Raw genomic sequence first — 15,176 nt, 5'->3', positions numbered from 1 at the left:
GTTACCTGGATGAGGTTGGGGCAAATGTGTCCCAACCTCAATACCTCAGGAAACGTGGTTATTTTCCAGGTAAACCGAGAGGTATCTCGGCAGGATTTACCGCCCAGATCACCAGGTTTCTGGCAAATTTGGAATGCACAAGCACTTTGTTTCCAGTTCTCGCCGCGCAAAAGTCAAATACCCCGCCAGACTACATGCTCTGGAGAGGCACAAGTCAGATGTTCAACTGCATGGATGACTTTGTTCGGTCCATTGCAACGAATGTTCTGAACTTTCGGATGTTCTTGTTCGAAAAGAACAACCGTTGGGTAAGCTTTTCATATTCGGACATATCTCGAACGATAACGATCAGAACAAAATCCACTTCACCAGTAACATAGTAGCATTGCTGAACCTCAGGGGCATCATAGAAGCTTTTCTTGATTTCATCGATTTTTCCGCCAGTCTCGGTTTTTAGTTCGACTTCGACGAAAATGGTCAGCGGCAATCCCACGGCTGCCGGATCAATATGCGCTGACTGCGCGGCAATGACCCCCTCCGCCTCCATGCGTTTGATCCTCCGCTGCACGCTGGGCGCAGACAGATTCACGCTTTCACTGATTTGACGGTGCGGCACCGTATTGTCCTGCTGCAACACCCTAAGAATCGCGAGATCGAAGCTATCCAGACTTCCTGATGAATATTTTTGTTTCATGGCGACCTCATGCAAGTTTGCCTCAAAATTACCAGCAAGTCAGAGCGAAAACATCGCTGACATTGAATTATATTTGCACCAACAATGGAAGGACCACAAATGCTCGCAAACTTTGAGACAGTCGGAATTGAAAGCCATACAGCCAAGCCAGGCTTTGGCCATGCCGCCACAGCCACCTTACCCCGCGAGGGATTTGACCTCGCACAGAGGGAAATTCAAAGCTGGAGTGGGTACAAAAGAGCGCCAATGCCGTCCTTTCAAGGTCTAGCCGAAGCACTGGATCTGGGCGCAGTCTATTACAAGCATGAAGGGTTAAGATTCGGTTTGGGCAGTTTCAAAGCACTTGGCGGCGCTTATGCGGTTCTGCGAGTATTACAGCGCGAATTAACCAAAAAGACAGGCCGTGAAGTCACTGCCGATGAGATCCGAAACGGCACCCATACTGCCGGAATTGCAGACATAACCGTCATTTCGGCGACAGATGGCAATCACGGTCGTTCAGTGGCTTGGGGTGCCCAGCGCTTCGGCGCGCCATGCCGAATTTACATTCACAAAGAAGTAAGCGCATTCCGCGCCGACGTAATGCGCCAGCTGGGGGCCGAAGTGATCAGGGTTGATGGAGATTACGACGCTTCCGTGGCACAGACCCGGACCGATGCAGCGGCACACGGTTGGTTGATTGTTTCAGATACTTCCTGGCCCGGTTACACTCAGGCACCTCTTGATGTCATGGCTGGTTACGGGGTCATGGCGCGCGAGATCGTGCAGGATTTGGCTTTGCCACCCACTCATGTCTTCCTTCAAGGCGGCGTTGGAGGCTTAGCGGCTGCCGTCACCGCGGTATTCCTCCAGGAATGGGAGCAGAATGCGCCGCGCGTCATCGTGGTCGAACCTGAATTGGCCCCCTGCCTTTTTGCAAGCGCCCAGGCAAATCGGCCTACAGCCGTCGAAGTAGGCGAAGAAACCATAATGGCTGGTCTATCCTGCGGCGCGCCGTCCGAATTGGCATGGAACGTTTTGGAAGAGGCCGCCAGCGGTTTCATGAAAATCCCTGACCAGCTTGTGGCACCGGCCGTCCGCCTATTGGCAAACGGCGCTTTCGGAGATGAGCCAATCGAAGCCGGAGAAAGCGCCGTGGCCGGTCTGATTGGCTTGATCTGCGCGTCATTGCGCACCGACCTGCGGCAACAATATCAAATTACGCCACAATCCCGAGTGATGTTGATCGGGTCAGAAGGCGTCACAGATCCGCATGTTTTCGACCGGATCATGAATGATAGCAACTGACTTGCGGAAATGACCCGGCGTGGTATTCCCCCTTGGTGGAAGACGCGCCCGGCTTCCACCTTCCGGCCACGCCGCAGGAGTTTACCGCTGTCCGGCCTGCAAGATACGCCTTTGTTCTTGGCCAATCATGCAGGTTCACTTCCTTTCGACAGTGAACCGCGTTCCCCAAGGGTCTGTCAGCTCTTGCGGTTGCAATACAGTCCCATCCGTCAACAGTACGATCTCATCCAAGCCGCTGCTGTCAGTTGGACGAGCTTTTGCACCATTGCTGTTCCAGATATTGCCTGCAAAGTGATGGTGGTACCCACCCGAACTGTAGAACCCTGCTGAACCTTCGTGCAGCATGCGATCCTGCGCTAGATGTCGTGTCATGAATTCGTCGACCGCATTGATATCCCCGACCTGTAGGTGGACATGTCCGACCACCATATTTTCCGGAGCCCCGGACCAGTCTTGACGGGCCGCACCTGCAATGGCCTCCAGGTCCAGATGATGCGAGCCCATACGGATATACTCTCCATCCATCTGCCATGTTTCAACAGGCCGGTCGGCGTAGATTTCGATCCCATTGCCTTCTGGATCGTTTAGATACAGCGCCTCGCTGACGTCGTGATCCGCCGCCCCGGTCAAAGGGATGCGGTTTTGTGCAGCATAGATCAGCCAGCGTCCCAGATAATCGCGGTCCGGCATCAGAAAAGCTGTATGGAAAAGACCCGCCGCATGCGGATAGCGCCGCGCAGCACGGTCTTGGCGCAACTCGAGCAGAACGTTGTTTCCTGCGCCCAGTTTCAGGGTTTCGCCATCCCGCGCCAATTCCTCAAGGCCAAGCACTTGTTGGTAAAAGGTCCCAACAGTGTCCAGATTGTTCACAATCAGTGCCACACGGCCGATTGACACGGGGGCTTCGCTGCTTCTCATGCCATAGGCTCCTTTTCTGAGTTTCGAAACCCCCTTCCCATCAACCGCGCTGGCGTAGGCCCGCGTTGCCAGCATATCAGCGATCATCGCTGTACCGGCGGCGGCAGTCAAACCTCCGGCCATCCTGTTTAGAAATCCTCGCCTGTGCACATTGCCGGGTTTGATGGTCATGGGGTTTCTCCTGATCCTCAATACTCGAACACGCCGTTGGTGTTTGCGGATTCTCCGGTCTGCGCTTCTTCGATATCCCAATGCTCAACAATGAAACCATTGTCATCAAAGCGGAAGATATCGAAAAATCCGATGCCCAGATCGCCCTCAATGTCGAGGTTGGTCTGCTTCGAATGAACCAGCACCATGTCGCCCATCGCAATAGTCTTGGCAATTTCTGTTTTTAGGCGCACGTTATCAGCAGCTAGTCCGGTCAAGTATTCTGCCAGAGCATCGCGCCCATCCGGCACGCTCGGGTTGTGCTGTATATAGTTCTCGGAGGAGATAAACGCTTCGACCGCTGATAGATCACTTGGGTTTTCAAAGCTTTTCAGAACGGCGATGGCACGTTCACGGTTCTGCTCGATATTCTGATCGGAATAAACATCTGCGTTTGGTCCCTGAAACATGGTGTTTTCATTCGCCGCGCTTTCGGGGACCTGCTGGTAGTGGTCCCAGTGTTCGACCAGTTTTCCGTCCTCGGCGCGCCAGACATCAACATAGACGTACTGGTCTCCGTTGCTGCCGGTCCAGACAGAATGGATTGCAACATAGGAACCCTCGGCAAGCACACGGTAGAGATCCACCTGCACATCAGGATCGGCAGTCAGTTCACCGGCAACGGCCTTGATCAACTCAACCGGCCCGTCGCCATATGCGGTGGCATGCTGAACATAGGTATCGCCGATGTACTTCCCGAAATTGTTGAGGTTCCGGTAAACCAAAACATCCCGATAGAACCCTTCGGCCAGTTTGATCGAGGCCTGGGTTTGTGCGTCAATGCTTAGCTTATCAGCATGGAGCGGAGTGGAAAGCGCCATAACCACAGCGGTTGCAGCAAAGAGGACGGATTTTCTAAACGGCATGGGTTTACCTTTTCGGTTGCATGTGGCGACCAGATAGAGATTTTCATTGATGAAAATAACAGAAAGAATAACCATATAACTCATGAAGAAAAACGATAATAAGGAACTCGGCGTCCGTTTGATACGCATGTTTGCCGCGGTCTATGACACAGGTTCGATCACGGCGGCGGCCAGACGTCTGGAGGTCACACAATCCACTGTCAGCCATGGATTGAACCGGCTACGCGGAATTGTGAAAGATGAGCTGTTTGTCCCTATGGGGCGCGGTATCTCTCCTACGCCGCGCGCAGCCCAGTTGTTTGCACAAGCGCAACATATTCTGGAGGCAGTGGACGCATTTACAGAACCCGCGCAATACGAGCCTCGTGATGACAGCGGCCAGTTTGTAATCGCCGCCAATGATTATGAGACCGAAATCGTGCTGAAACCCTTATTTCACGCGTTGCGACACTGCGCACCGAAGGTACAATTGCGCATTTGGCGCGCGCAGTCGCAACAAGACTGGGCCGAACTACTTCGCAACGGGCAGGTAGATCTGGTGCTGGCGCCCGAGCTTACCGGAACCGAAGCCGACTTGATGCAGAAACTGATCCTGACCGACAATGATCTTTGCTATTTCGACCCTGACCACGTGACTGCTCCTGATACAATCGCGGCTTATTGCGCGTTGCCCCACGCGGTCATGATGCCCGGGCAACACGAACTTACCGCTATCGATTTGGCGCTCAGCCACCTGGAAAGGCACCGCCGCATCTCAGTGACGCTGCCTGGTTTCTCGGCAATCGCCTCTCTTATTCGCGGGACCAATACTATTGCGACTATGCCTGCGCGGTTAAAGGACAATATCTTTGCCGGCTTTGCTCATTGCAGCCCACCCGTCGACCTGCCACCCGATAGAATTGCGCAGATCTGGCACATGCGCCAGGCAGCGTCACCTCGCCACCAATGGCTCCGCGCGCTCATCTCGGAGATAGCGACCGCCCGATGAAGGGGCAAAGGAACTTTGATTGCCATCTCTGAGATGGCGCGCAAAAGACGTGGTCCGCCGCATGCGGACCCTCCTTCCGACAACCGGAACCGATATCCTAACTCCGAAAGCGGAACGTTCACTGGAAACTTCCTGGCAGATCAACCGCCAGAAATTCATACAGCCCCTTGGACGTGCCGATGTGCACCGCGCTGGCGACCTGCCCATGTCTTCCAACAAACATGCTGAAGTCTCGCAGTGGGGCCTTAAGGCGATGTGTTCGACATGCTCCCCAATCTCGCGCGCGTATCTTCTTTTACGTCGCCCATCGCCATGCGCGCAAAGGCTTGCCGCCAGCCAGGGGCGAGGTCTGTCAGATTTGCGAGGGCTTCGGCATCCATGCGGGAAACTCGTCGTGTCAGGCGGGCGCGGGTCACGTGCTGCACGCTCCAGTCCGGATTGCGCCTTTCAATCAACGTTATTCGATCTCCTGCTTCGACCTCACCGGTTTCCAGAACACGGTAGTACCACCCAGTGCGACCCGTTTTCTGAAACAGGTAGGGCATCCTTTCATTTCCGGTGTGCAGTCCCAGTTTCCAGCAGGGCTGACGGCCCTGGCTGATTTGAACGATTGCCGTGCCCAGCCTCAGGATGTCGCCAATGCACAGATTTTCCTCAGTCAAACCGGTTGTTGAGATGTTTTCACCAAATGCTGCAGGCTTTGCGCCGGGGGGCAGCTGCCCCTCTCTCTGCCAATCCGCATAGTGATCCTGCGCATAATGGTGAATGGCTTTTTCTGCACCGCCATGCACGGTCAGGTCCGCCTGTGCATCATCTGAAAATCCAGTAAGCGAAATGACCTGACGGCCAGACACCCGGTCCTTCTGAATGGCAGAGGGCGGCTTTGCCTCCCAGCGGTTCGTGACACAACCCAGGAAAATGCCACCTATTACTGTCGATAGTTCAGGAAGGGTCATTCAGGCCTCTTTGTGTTCAATACATATCTTTTCTTCTTCGCCACGCTCGAGGCTCACTTCCAGCAAGCTGCAGAAGCCATTTTCCTGACCTTTCTTATGATAGGCGCAGGTCATGCATTTCCCGAACGAGTGACCGCCGTTCGCTGCCAATGCCAACATCAAGCTCTGAAGCAGACCATCCTTGAGAGACACCTGAACGCTGGAGGGCAGATTGCCGATGGCGTCAGCAATCGGATTGGCCTCTGTCAAAACAGAGGCGCCTGCCTTGGACAGTTCGTACGAGATCGACCGCTGGTCAGATTTTTGCCGGTGCTCGGCAGCGTATCCCTTGCGCACAAGCGCTTTCAGTGTCTGGGACATCGTTCCGCGGGTTGTCCCAAGGTATTCAGCGACATGTGACGGTGAACGGGAAAACTGATTTGCCTCGGACAGGTACTCCAGCGCCGCCCTTTGTGTCGGGTTCAGGTCGCCCGTCCAGCCCGCAGCGGAATCTATCCGGGCAAGACGGTTGATAAGGATACGAATACTGTGGGCGGTTCTCATGCCCAACAAGTAGCGAGTCGAAATTAAAGTTGCAATATGTTTCTCCGTTTGGTAGCGAGTCGATATCACTTTACCGGAGATAAGAAATGACACTCACCTGGAAATCACTTGCTGCAGTTGTGATCGGAGCTTCGTCCGCCGTCGCAGAAGGCGATCACGCGATACATCAGGAGGGGGCTGTTGTCTCTCCCGCTGATGTCGCCAAGGTGGCCGACTTTGACATCCTTGCAGCGCATGCGCATCGCAACGGCAATACCATTACGTTCCACATGACCACCAATGGTACTGCCGGGGCATCGGTGCCGGCAGAAACCGGGGCAGTAGGAGGGTCAGACGTCTGGTCCTATGTGTGGCCTACATCCCTGGATACGTCTGCAGTAGGTTTCGAAGGCGGCGCCGGCATCTTGGCAATGGCTGCAACCAGCCACCCGGATTTTGACGACACCCCGCTGTTTGATGAAAACGGCGATGGCGACCCAGCCAACGACGGAATCGAATGGCACAGCCACTGGGTTGTTCTCGCCCCGACCGAAACTTGCGGCCCAGGCGCCCTTGCAGTGCGCGATATCCCTGAAGGGACGACGCCAAAGCTTCCTGCAACCTGGCCTGGATTCCCAATCTTCCTGGACAGCCCAGGGTTCACACCGCTGTTCGATGGTCCGGAAATTCAAGTCAAAGCCGGATTTTCCAACGACGTTCAGTTGGAAGGCATCGCTTATGATGGCGTAACCTCTGCTCTGCGGGTAAACGCCAACATTCACGCTCCGCTATTGTGCGTCACGGATGTTTTCGACATTGCGTCGGGCGACCTGAGCCTACCGGGCAAGCTTCAGTAACGGTATCAGCCGGTCGCTTCACGCAGGCGCCCGGCCCTTGAACAAGAGAGACCAATATGCAAGCACCTGAACTACAGGTCAGTGAATGGTTCAACACTGACAAGAATTTAAAGCTTTCGGATTTCCAGGGTAAGGTTGTCCTGATTGAGGCTTTCCAGATGCTGTGCCCAGGCTGCGTCCTCCATGGCATTCCTCTGGCACAAGCTGTGCGGGAGTATTTTTCCAGCGAACACGTCGCCGTAATCGGTTTGCACACCGTTTTCGAACATCATGACGCGATGACCCCGGTATCACTGAAAGCCTTTCTTCACGAATACCGTATCAAATTTCCTGTGGCGGTCGACAAACAGGGCACCGGGCCTTTGCCGGAAACCATGGCGGCATACGGAATGCGCGGCACGCCCAGCCTTGTTCTGTTGGATCAGTCAGGACGGATTGCAGCACATCACTTTGGCCAGGTCTCAGAGCTGCAGCTGGGTGCAGAGATTGGCAGCCTGCTTGCCCGTAAGGCTGCTGCTGAGGACGCAAGTCGGCACCCCAGTCAGGCCAGCCGGTGTGATGACACTGGCTGCGCTGTGTGAGACGGCGGCATACAGAGGGCAAACCTAAGCGTATCTACCTCCTCGGCGTGCGCGACATTGGTTCTCCATTTTCTCAGCTAAGCAAAACTGCCCGGGTTCCACATGTTCGTTTAGGCACGGTACCGCGCCCGTTTCAGACTTGCGTACCCGCGACAGCAATACGGCCGGATTATCGGGACTACGGCTTCACATCATTTGGAGGAAGTTTCGCGAACTCTGTCGTGTTCGACTGCAATCCTTGTCGCGTATGAGCGAGTGAACCCAGTGAAATTCTTACTAAATCCGTGTGATCGGCAAACTTCGTCGATACCTTGTTTCTTGCAATACTCGGGGAAAATGGCTGATGAAATTCATTCACATCACTGACATACACCTCGTCCGCGACTCCGGCCCGCTAAACGGCGGCTTTCCATCCCAGCGGCTGGACGCCTGTTTGGACGATATCCTTCGGTGGCATTCCGATGCGGCGTTCTGTGTCATCTCTGGAGATTTGGCTGAATTTGCTGAGGATGAGGCCTATCGGGCGCTCAAGGCGAAACTGGCCGCATTTCCGCTCCGCTCATTTCTGCTGATTGGAAATCACGACGACCGAACTGTTTTCCAATCGGTCTTCCCGGATCATCCAAAGGATGCCAACGGGTTTGTCCAGCATCGGTTCGAAACGGATGAGGGGGTTTTCTTGTTTCTCGATTCAACCAAAGACGGGCGCGATGTGCATGAAGGGCAGCTTTGCCCTGCCCGGCTGGACTGGCTCAGGCAGCAACTGACCCAAGCCGAGGACAAGCCAACCTATGTGTTCCTGCACCACCCGCCCTTTGACCTTGGCATTCCCCTTGTGGACGAGATCAGGCTGGTCGAAGCGGACGCCTTTGCTGACGCACTCAAACACGGGCGCAACATTCGGCATGTGTTTTACGGCCATGTGCACCGCATGACCTATGTGAACTGGCGTGGCATTCCATTTACCAGCCTGCCCAGTCTCAACCATCAGATTCCGTTGAATGCGGCCAGTGTCGATGGCGAGTTCTGCGACGAACCTCCGGCCTACGGTGTCGTACAGATCGCCGAGGATCAGCTGACGGTGCATTTCAACACTTTCCTGCAACGCAACCCATTGCATCAGACCTGAGGTATGGAAGCCTATTGGATCGCATTGGTTCTGGTTTCGGCGGCAACCCACCCATTGCGCGACCTTACGCTGAAAGGGGTTGCGCATCCGGTGTCGTGCTATGTCGGAGTGTCTCTGACCTGGGTGATCCTGGCGGCGGTTCATACGCTGGTTATGGGTCAGGAATTGAGCCTGCCACTTGAGACCTGGCCCTTTGTCGCAATCTCAGCCCTTGGGTTGACCTTCTACTACTACGGCACATTGTCGGCCCTGAGACGTGGGAACCTGTCGGTTTATTATCCGATTATCCGTTCGTCGCCGATTGCTATTGTCGCCTTCAGCTGGCTGGCCCTTGATCAGCATTACTCGTGGTTCACCCTGCTGGGGATCGCATTGGTCCTGCTAGGCAGCCTGATGATTCAGAAGTCGCCTGGCGGGCTGCTGCATGATCACAAAGCATTCGCGCTGGCAAGTATGGCGATGCTGGGATCGGCCGCTTATTCGCTAAGCGATGCCCAAGCGATGAAGCTGACCAATCCGGCACCTTTCCTGTTTTTCACCTATATTCTGGTGACACCGCTGCTTGCTGGCATCAGAGCCTGGGAAGATCGCCACTTGTCAGCCCCGTTTCTGGGGGTCGTGCGTGGCTGGGCACAGGCACCGGTGCGGATCGCTTTTGCCGGGATTGCGTCCTATCTGTCTTACTTGTTCATCCTGACCGCATTCCAGCTTGGGGCCGAAGCCGCCACAGTCAGCGCGGTACGGCAAGCATCGATCCCGGTTTCAGTGACCCTCGCGGCGATCATCTTGAAGGAATCCCGTTTTCTGCACCGTATCGGCTGGGCAAGCCTGATCGCATTGGGAATCCTTTTGATTACGCTGTCCCGAGGTTGAAACGGTAGTCACTGTCTTGACGCGCTACGAACTCGTCCTTCGTTTACTGGCCTTGTTTGGGATCTCTCTGGACGTAATTAACCGGTCCTGTAATGGCCGTGCACGACAGAAGCAAACGACTACACTGATGATCCGAAACACTCCATCTCTGGAACCAACGTGTAGATGCTATAGTCGCTCGGGCAGTGCAAATACGCCAACTCCTTGACGAAAACGAACTTGGCAATCCTTAAGATCTAAATGCCGCTACGGTAGCCGATCTCCAGGTTTTCGCAGCGACAGCCTGCAACAGTCACCGGCCACTGATCCTGCCGAGCCACTCGGATGTCGCTTCTAGCCCTTGTCGCAGAATAGCAAACATATGCTCGATTTCGCTTTTTGTAATGATGAGGGGCGGTGAAAGAACACACATGTTGATCACGGGTCTTACAAGCAGACCGCGTTTCTGGCATTCCATATCGATACGACTGCCAATCTCATAGTCGCGCCCAAGCTCGCTCTGGGGATCGCCATCGACTGAGCACTGAACACACCCCATCAATCCCATCCCACGCGCATCGGCCACAATGTCAATCTTGCGCAACTGCTGTAATTGATCCTGAAAAACCGGGCCGACTTTTCGAACGTGATCGAGTATCTTTTCCCGCTCGATAATCTCGATGTTTTTCAACCCGGCAGCCGCGCTGACCGGATGGCCCGAATAGGTGTAGCCATTCGAAAAGGTGGCATCTTTTCCCGCAACATCCGCTATCAGTCGATCTGAGATAATCGCGGCCCCCATCGGCGCATACCCGGATGTCATCCCCTTGGCGCAGGTGATTATGTCGGGCTGAATGCCAAAGACAGCCTCGGAAGCGAACCAATGACCCAATCGCCCGAAAGCCGTGACAACCTCGTCTGATATATACAGAACATCATACTTCTTGCAGATGTTCAGGCAGCGTGCGTGATATCCGATTGGTGGCACGATGACACCGCCCGAGGCCAAAACCGGTTCAGCAATAAAAGCGGCAACATTATCCGGGCCAAGCGCCACAATGGCGTTTTCGAGATCGGCAGCTTTCTCGTTCAGAAAGCTTTCATCGCTTTGACCGGGCGCGCGGTAAAGCGGGTTCACGTCCGGCAGGAAATGCGCCAGGTCGTCGGCCTTGTCGAGCCAAAGCCTGTCACGTTCTTTTCCACTGACGCTGGCTGCCAGATAAGTGCTTCCGTGATAGGCTTTTTGCCTTGAAATGATTTTCTTTTTCTCTGGCCGACCCATAAGGTTGTTGCGGAAATGGACAAACCGGATGGCTGTATCAACCGCGGTGGAACCGCCGGTTGTAAAGAAGACATTATTCAGATCGCCGGGCGCACGTTTGGCGATTTCGCGGGCGAACTGTGCCGCAGTCGAGTTGGTGTTGTTGAAGGGTGAGAAATAGGCAAGATTCCGGGCTTGCTCGGCCATTGCTTCGGCCATTTCCGTGCGCCCATACCCAATCTGGGTGCACCACATTCCCCCCGGACCGTCGATCAGGCGAGCCCCCTTTTCGTTTATCAGATGGATGCCGCTGGCACCTTCGATAAAGGTGCGGTCGTTTTCACCCAAAGCCTCCATCCCTTCCCACGGGTGCAGGAAGTGGTCGTTGTCCCATTGCTTGGCGTTGGAGTTATCCATGGCGGGCCATGCTTTCCGCGCTTAGTACAATAGGGAATTCTTCGCGCACCCGAGCGTCCAAAGCACCAAAATAATTAGGAAAATGGCTGTCGAGGATGGAATTCGCCTTGTTGCGGGCGCGGTCCAACAGATCCGTTTTCCCCTCATTCTCCCAAGTGTCCGTACGCTCGCGGTCCATCAGCTGTGGGTAGACAAATTCGCTGTTCATATAGCTCAGCGTGTGCGGATTGCCGAGGAAATGACCCGGATCTATGGCGCATTGGTGAATCACATCCACCGCCATGGTTTCATCAGTAACCTCTATCCCACGCAACGATCGCAGGATCATGCCGCCCGCTTCGTCATCGATGACCATGCTTTCAAAGCTGCATCCCATCAGGCTACCGATCATGCCACCAAACTCGCACAGGCGATTGGCACCAGCATGCGCCGCAAGGGTAAAGGTCAGCGCCTTTTCCAACCCGTATTGCGCATCAGGTATTTTTGCATCGGTCATACCTGCACCCACCGAGGTAGGAAGGCCGTAAAAGTTGCCCATCTGAATTGCTGCGGCACCGATCAGCGCCTGTTCGCCGCTGCCGCCAGTAAAAGACCCGCTGCGCAAGTCCGTAATGAAGGGCCAGGCCGCAAAGCAGATGGGGCAACCCGGCGTGATCAGGTTGACGATGGCAACGCAGGCAAGTGTTTCGGCGACGGTTTGAACCAGCGTTCCCGCAAGCGTCGCAGGTGCCGTGGCCCCGGCTTGAGGCGGCACAGCCAAATCGACAGTCAGGCCAAGTTTGGCGGTATCAATCAGGATCTCCATATTTTCCTTGCCGATCCGCAAGGGGGAAACAATGGGGCAGCCGCCGAATATGACGCTTGGCTTTTTCAGGAAAGCCCCCTCGCCCCCTTGGGCCAGATCAAACATGCGGATGGCATGTGGAATGTGGCTGCGGTCACGGAACGTCAGGCAAGCGGGTTTTTGGCTGCCCGCAAGCATGGCATAAATGGTGTTCATGTCATGGGTGAAGTCATCGGTCACATCCGTCGCCAGAACCGTGTCGCCCAGCATGTGAATGTTTTCCAAACAGTCGACCAGGCGGGTGAAATCATAAACATCACGCAGAACCGACGGACGATAGGTTTTGGTTTTGGAATCGAATGTTGTCACGGCGGTGCCGGAATTGGCGAAATAGACGCTTTCTGCCGTGCAATGCATGTCGTCCTTACCTTCGCGCTCCCCTCGGGCATAGACGTAAAACTCCTTGGCGGCACCTGCCAGGATTTCCTCCATCAGGGCGCGTGGGAAGCACAGCCGGTTGAGGTCACTCAGCACTGCACCTTTGGGAAGCACCAGCTCAAGCAACTCCGGGAAATGGTCGGTAATTCCGGTTTGTTCCAGGACGGTCAAGGCCGCATGATGGATGTTCTCCATATCGGTCTGAGTCAGCGGTCTATAGCGTCCGCCGCTCAGACCCCCGCGTACGGCTTCGTTACCCGTGGTCGTCTGTTGTACCTTCAGACGCGCTGCGCGCCCCCCGCCCCCGCGACGACGTGAACGGGGTGCTTCATTGGTGCTGTTCATGTTGCATCCTCTGCCAAATCAATAATCTCACGGCGAAACCAGTCTTTGTCTGCATCGACCTTTGGGCGCTCGAAATCGCGGGCGGCGCGATGACCTGCAAAAACTGCGTCTGCGATCAGTCCCGGCGACGCGGCATCACCAATGAGGTCAAGGGTTTTCAAACCGGCTCCCTTCAGGCTGTCGAAAAGGGCGGTTTCACGCTGGCGCTCGGTCACCAGAACCGTTGAGGCGCACGGGATATCAGTTTCGCGGTCGGTAAAGGCACAGCCTATCCGCACCGCGTCGCTCTGAACCGCCGTAAGCACCTGATTGCAGCGGATATCGACCGCCAGTTCGATCATGCGGGCCTGGATGCGGGACTGTTCCAATGTGTGAACGGCGTAGGCCGAAACCAAACTCTCTGGCGTGGCAAAAATGACCTGATATCCGGCAGTCGCCAATTTCTCGGCAATCACCCCAGCCAGATAGATGTGATCATCATCATAGATCATCACCGGGCCGTCCGGGGGCAGAACCCCATTCATGATGTCATCAGGCGTCAACACCTTGGCATCCGGCGTGACCCTAGGCAGGCGGCGCTGCGTATTGCGACCCACTCCATCGGCACGCCAATAGCTGCCGGTTGCAACAAAGACATGCTCGATGCCAAGCTCGGCGACTTGTCCGGCTTCGAGCTTGCTGTCAGTGAATAACTGAACATTGGCCCGCTGTTTCAGATCGTTCAGGCGATAGTCAACCACGCGCGACCAGGCGGCGAGGCCTGGAAGTCTGCTTTCCCTACCTACCCGTCCACCAAGTTCGGCTGAGGCCTCGGCCAGTGTCACCTGATACCCGCGCCGTGCCAATTGCATGGTGCATTCCAACCCCGCAGGTCCACCACCGATGACCAGCACTTCGGCCTCGCTTTTTTTCGGCGCGATGATCTCGGGGTGCCAGCCGCGGCGCCATTCCTCGCCCATCGTTGGGTTTTGCGTGCAGCGGATCGGAATACCCAGATTGTCCGACGACACGCAGATATTGCAGCCGATGCATTCCCGGATTTCGTCGATCCTGCCTTCCTCGATCTTTTTTGGTATGAAAGGGTCCGCAATGGATGGCCGCGCGGCACCGATGAGGTCGACAATTCCCTTTTTGACTATCGACAGCATCATGTCCGGGGACGTCAGTCGGCCCACGCCAACAACAGGTTTTCGGGTGATCTGTTTGACGTGGGACAGAAACGCATTCTGATAGCCATCTTCGGGCTGGAAACGGGTCGTTGCGCTGTCATTGGACCAATCCGCGACATTCACGTCCCACAGGTCGGGAAGATCGGCCAATAACTCGACAACGGCGCGGCCTTCTTCTGCCGCCTGCATACCGTCGGCGCCCATCATCTCGTCAATGGCAAAGCGGAACGCCACGGCACAGCTGTCGCCTATGGCTTCGTGGGTGTCTTCCAGCAACTCACGGGTCAGCCGCACGCGGTTTTCAAGCGACCCCCCATATTCATCGCTGCGTTGGTTCATATGGGCCAGCATGAAATGTTGCGCCAATGTCATGTTGTGCCCGGCATAGACATAAACGATGTCAAACCCGGCCTCTTTCGCGCGCAGGGCTGCGTCGCGGTGCCAACGGCGGAGTTCCCGGATATCGGCCTTGTCCATGGCCTGCGCGTGCTTTGGTTGCGTCGTATCCACAGACATCTCGGACGGTGCAAGAACCGGAGCACGGGTCAGCAGGTTTTGCGCGTGGTTGCCGTTATGAACCAGCTGTATGGCCGCCAACGCGCCATGTGCATGCACTGCATCCGTCATCAGCCGCAGCGCAGGCACATCGCGTGCGTCCCACAATCGCCCTTCGGGGAACGGAGACAAGTCCGAGGTCGGATGAATCTCGGTCTCCTGATTGGACACCACGGCCCAGCCACCTTCTGCTTTCATTCCCCGCACGGCAGCGTCCGCCCGCGGCCTGAGATGCCCCATCCCGGTGCAATGCGGCACCTGATAAAAGCGGTTTCTGGCTGTGACGGGCCCGATCTGGACCGGTTCGAAAAGCAGAGCATATGGGTTCGCGTTCGACATAATCACGC

The 15,176-nt window shown here is 55.5% G+C and carries 14 protein-coding genes; 6 read left to right on the top strand and 8 right to left on the bottom strand.

The window, feature by feature from the left end; genetic code table 11:
* Window positions 1-214: 214 nt before the first annotated feature.
* Complete coding sequence (locus ACR0J7_RS10635) at window positions 215-694, bottom strand: Lrp/AsnC family transcriptional regulator (RefSeq protein WP_480871246.1); 480 nt, start codon at window positions 692-694, stop codon at window positions 215-217.
* A gap of 84 nt (window positions 695-778) precedes the next feature.
* Between ACR0J7_RS10635 and ACR0J7_RS10630 the strand changes: the two genes are divergently transcribed.
* The gene (locus ACR0J7_RS10630) at window positions 779-1,981 is read left to right on the top strand and encodes a diaminopropionate ammonia-lyase (protein WP_480871245.1); all 1,203 of its coding nucleotides are present in this window, start codon (window positions 779-781) and stop codon (window positions 1,979-1,981) included.
* A 135-nt stretch (window positions 1,982-2,116) separates the two neighbouring features.
* On the opposite strand, the gene ACR0J7_RS10625 is transcribed toward ACR0J7_RS10630, so the two are convergent.
* Both ACR0J7_RS10625 and ACR0J7_RS10620 read right to left on the bottom strand, forming a co-directional pair.
* Entirely contained in the window at window positions 2,117-3,070 is a 954-nt protein-coding gene (locus tag ACR0J7_RS10625) for a VOC family protein (RefSeq protein ID WP_480914186.1), read from the bottom strand.
* A 17-nt stretch (window positions 3,071-3,087) separates the two neighbouring features.
* Window positions 3,088-4,104 carry a nuclear transport factor 2 family protein gene (locus ACR0J7_RS10620; protein ID WP_480914183.1) on the bottom strand — a complete coding sequence of 339 codons (1,017 nt, stop codon included), beginning with the start codon at window positions 4,102-4,104 and terminating at the stop codon, window positions 3,088-3,090.
* On the opposite strand from ACR0J7_RS10620, the gene ACR0J7_RS10615 reads away from it, so the two are divergent.
* Window positions 4,103-4,963 (top strand): LysR family transcriptional regulator, encoded by an 861-nt coding sequence (locus tag ACR0J7_RS10615; RefSeq protein ID WP_480914180.1) that lies wholly within the window; start codon window positions 4,103-4,105, stop codon window positions 4,961-4,963. The genes ACR0J7_RS10620 and ACR0J7_RS10615 overlap by 2 nt on opposite strands.
* 245 nt (window positions 4,964-5,208) lie before the next feature.
* Here ACR0J7_RS10615 and ACR0J7_RS10610 read toward each other — a convergent pair whose 3' ends face one another.
* Both ACR0J7_RS10610 and ACR0J7_RS10605 read right to left on the bottom strand, forming a co-directional pair.
* Window positions 5,209-5,919, bottom strand: a complete 711-nt coding sequence (locus ACR0J7_RS10610; RefSeq protein ID WP_480832989.1) for an MOSC domain-containing protein — start codon at window positions 5,917-5,919, stop codon at window positions 5,209-5,211.
* Window positions 5,920-6,462, bottom strand: a complete 543-nt coding sequence (locus ACR0J7_RS10605) for a MarR family winged helix-turn-helix transcriptional regulator (RefSeq protein WP_480588122.1) — start codon at window positions 6,460-6,462, stop codon at window positions 5,920-5,922.
* An 86-nt stretch (window positions 6,463-6,548) separates the two neighbouring features.
* Here ACR0J7_RS10605 and ACR0J7_RS10600 point away from each other — a divergent pair, with 86 nt between their 5' ends.
* The 4 genes from ACR0J7_RS10600 to ACR0J7_RS10585 all read left to right on the top strand — a co-directional run bounded on the left by ACR0J7_RS10600 (window position 6,549) and on the right by ACR0J7_RS10585 (window position 9,881).
* A complete protein-coding gene (locus ACR0J7_RS10600) occupies window positions 6,549-7,298 on the top strand; it encodes a hypothetical protein (RefSeq protein ID WP_480546018.1) in 750 nt (249 codons plus the stop codon).
* Between the two features lie 56 nt (window positions 7,299-7,354).
* On the top strand, window positions 7,355-7,879 hold the full coding sequence (locus tag ACR0J7_RS10595) for a redoxin domain-containing protein (RefSeq protein WP_480546017.1): 525 nt from the start codon (window positions 7,355-7,357) through the stop codon (window positions 7,877-7,879).
* A 343-nt stretch (window positions 7,880-8,222) separates the two neighbouring features.
* The gene (locus ACR0J7_RS10590) at window positions 8,223-9,008 is read left to right on the top strand and encodes a phosphodiesterase (protein WP_480546016.1); all 786 of its coding nucleotides are present in this window, start codon (window positions 8,223-8,225) and stop codon (window positions 9,006-9,008) included.
* 3 nt (window positions 9,009-9,011) lie between these two features.
* Window positions 9,012-9,881 carry an EamA family transporter gene (locus ACR0J7_RS10585; RefSeq protein WP_480487995.1) on the top strand — a complete coding sequence of 290 codons (870 nt, stop codon included), beginning with the start codon at window positions 9,012-9,014 and terminating at the stop codon, window positions 9,879-9,881.
* Between the two features lie 292 nt (window positions 9,882-10,173).
* On the opposite strand, the gene ACR0J7_RS10580 is transcribed toward ACR0J7_RS10585, so the two are convergent.
* From ACR0J7_RS10580 to ACR0J7_RS10570, 3 genes are read right to left on the bottom strand one after another with little or no spacing between them, the layout of a single operon-like run.
* Complete coding sequence (locus ACR0J7_RS10580) at window positions 10,174-11,538, bottom strand: aminotransferase (RefSeq protein WP_480773831.1); 1,365 nt, start codon at window positions 11,536-11,538, stop codon at window positions 10,174-10,176.
* Window positions 11,531-13,105 (bottom strand): trimethylamine methyltransferase family protein, encoded by a 1,575-nt coding sequence (locus ACR0J7_RS10575; protein ID WP_480899727.1) that lies wholly within the window; start codon window positions 13,103-13,105, stop codon window positions 11,531-11,533. Before ACR0J7_RS10575 ends, ACR0J7_RS10580 begins: the two co-directional genes overlap by 8 nt.
* Complete coding sequence (locus ACR0J7_RS10570; RefSeq protein WP_480914175.1) at window positions 13,102-15,168, bottom strand: FAD-dependent oxidoreductase; 2,067 nt, start codon at window positions 15,166-15,168, stop codon at window positions 13,102-13,104. The genes ACR0J7_RS10575 and ACR0J7_RS10570 overlap by 4 nt, the downstream gene beginning before the upstream one ends.
* Window positions 15,169-15,176 lie beyond the last annotated feature (8 nt).

The sequence above is a fragment of the Ruegeria sp. O4 genome, from assembly GCF_056535125.1.
The sequence above is the reverse complement of the archived record's forward strand: the minus strand, read 5'-3'. Positions and strand labels throughout refer to the sequence as shown.

What these genes read in the sequence shown, in the direction of transcription:
- ACR0J7_RS10605 (WP_480588122.1), bottom strand. Translation starts at nt 6,462, where the DNA reads ATGAGAACCGCCCACAGTATTCGTATCCTTATCAACCGTCTTGCCCGG.
- ACR0J7_RS10595 (WP_480546017.1), top strand. Translation starts at nt 7,355, where the DNA reads ATGCAAGCACCTGAACTACAGGTCAGTGAATGGTTCAACACTGACAAG.
- ACR0J7_RS10610 (WP_480832989.1), bottom strand. Translation starts at nt 5,919, where the DNA reads ATGACCCTTCCTGAACTATCGACAGTAATAGGTGGCATTTTCCTGGGT.
- ACR0J7_RS10585 (WP_480487995.1), top strand. Translation starts at nt 9,012, where the DNA reads ATGGAAGCCTATTGGATCGCATTGGTTCTGGTTTCGGCGGCAACCCAC.
- ACR0J7_RS10570 (WP_480914175.1), bottom strand. Translation starts at nt 15,168, where the DNA reads ATGTCGAACGCGAACCCATATGCTCTGCTTTTCGAACCGGTCCAGATC.
- ACR0J7_RS10625 (WP_480914186.1), bottom strand. Translation starts at nt 3,070, where the DNA reads ATGACCATCAAACCCGGCAATGTGCACAGGCGAGGATTTCTAAACAGG.
- ACR0J7_RS10615 (WP_480914180.1), top strand. Translation starts at nt 4,103, where the DNA reads ATGTTTGCCGCGGTCTATGACACAGGTTCGATCACGGCGGCGGCCAGA.
- ACR0J7_RS10630 (WP_480871245.1), top strand. Translation starts at nt 779, where the DNA reads ATGGAAGGACCACAAATGCTCGCAAACTTTGAGACAGTCGGAATTGAA.
- ACR0J7_RS10590 (WP_480546016.1), top strand. Translation starts at nt 8,223, where the DNA reads ATGAAATTCATTCACATCACTGACATACACCTCGTCCGCGACTCCGGC.
- ACR0J7_RS10575 (WP_480899727.1), bottom strand. Translation starts at nt 13,105, where the DNA reads ATGAACAGCACCAATGAAGCACCCCGTTCACGTCGTCGCGGGGGCGGG.
- ACR0J7_RS10580 (WP_480773831.1), bottom strand. Translation starts at nt 11,538, where the DNA reads ATGGATAACTCCAACGCCAAGCAATGGGACAACGACCACTTCCTGCAC.
- ACR0J7_RS10635 (WP_480871246.1), bottom strand. Translation starts at nt 694, where the DNA reads ATGAAACAAAAATATTCATCAGGAAGTCTGGATAGCTTCGATCTCGCG.
- ACR0J7_RS10600 (WP_480546018.1), top strand. Translation starts at nt 6,549, where the DNA reads ATGACACTCACCTGGAAATCACTTGCTGCAGTTGTGATCGGAGCTTCG.
- ACR0J7_RS10620 (WP_480914183.1), bottom strand. Translation starts at nt 4,104, where the DNA reads ATGCGTATCAAACGGACGCCGAGTTCCTTATTATCGTTTTTCTTCATG.